At 54.5% G+C, this 931-nt stretch carries 1 rRNA gene; it reads left to right on the top strand.

What is annotated here, in order from left to right:
• Window positions 1-931 (top strand): 23S ribosomal RNA (locus ACFFJG_RS20660); the annotation flags it as partial.

Here is a 931-nt window from a genome sequence, read left to right on the forward strand (position 1 = left end):
GGCGTAGTCGATGGACAACGGGTTGATATTCCCGTACCGGCGAAGTTTCGCCCATGACGAACCTGGTGATGCTAACCACCCGAAGCATCATGGACCGGACCCTTCGGGGCGAGGCCGTGGTGTGGAGCGTGGGACCCGAGCTGGTAGTAGTCAAGCGATGGGGTGACGCAGGAAGGTAGCCCAGCCACAGCGATGGTTGTCTGTGGGCAAGCGTGTAGGACGTCTGGTAGGCAAATCCGCCAGACATGTGTCTGAGACGTGACGCGGAGCCATATATGGCGAAGTGGGTGATCCTATGCTGTCGAGAAAAACCTCTAGCGAGAAACGAGCCGCCCGTACCCCAAACCGACTCAGGTGATCAAGTAGAGAATACTAAGGCGATCGAGACAACCATGGTTAAGGAACTCGGCAAAATGCCCCCGTAACTTCGGGAGAAGGGGGGCCGGATCCGTGAACCCACTTGCTGGGGGAAGCGGTGATGGCCGCAGAGACCAGGGGAAAGCGACTGTTTACTAAAAACACAGGTCCGTGCGAAGTTGTAAGACGATGTATACGGACTGACTCCTGCCCGGTGCTGGAAGGTTAAGAGGACCGGTTAGATACGCAAGTGTCGAAGCTGAGAATTTAAGCCCCAGTAAACGGCGGTGGTAACTATAACCATCCTAAGGTAGCGAAATTCCTTGTCGGGTAAGTTCCGACCTGCACGAATGGAGTAACGACTTTCCCACTGTCTCAACCATGGACTCGGCGAAATTGCACTACGAGTAAAGATGCTCGTTACGCGCGGCAGGACGGAAAGACCCCGGGACCTTTACTATAGTTTGGTATTGGTGTTTGGTACGGCTTGTGTAGGATAGGTGGGAGACTGTGAAGCTGTCACGCCAGTGATGGTGGAGTCAACGTTGAAATACCACTCTGGTCGTACTAGATG

The organism is Nocardioides zeicaulis, from assembly GCF_042432345.1.
GTDB classification, from domain to species: Bacteria; Actinomycetota; Actinomycetes; order Propionibacteriales; family Nocardioidaceae; genus Nocardioides; species Nocardioides zeicaulis.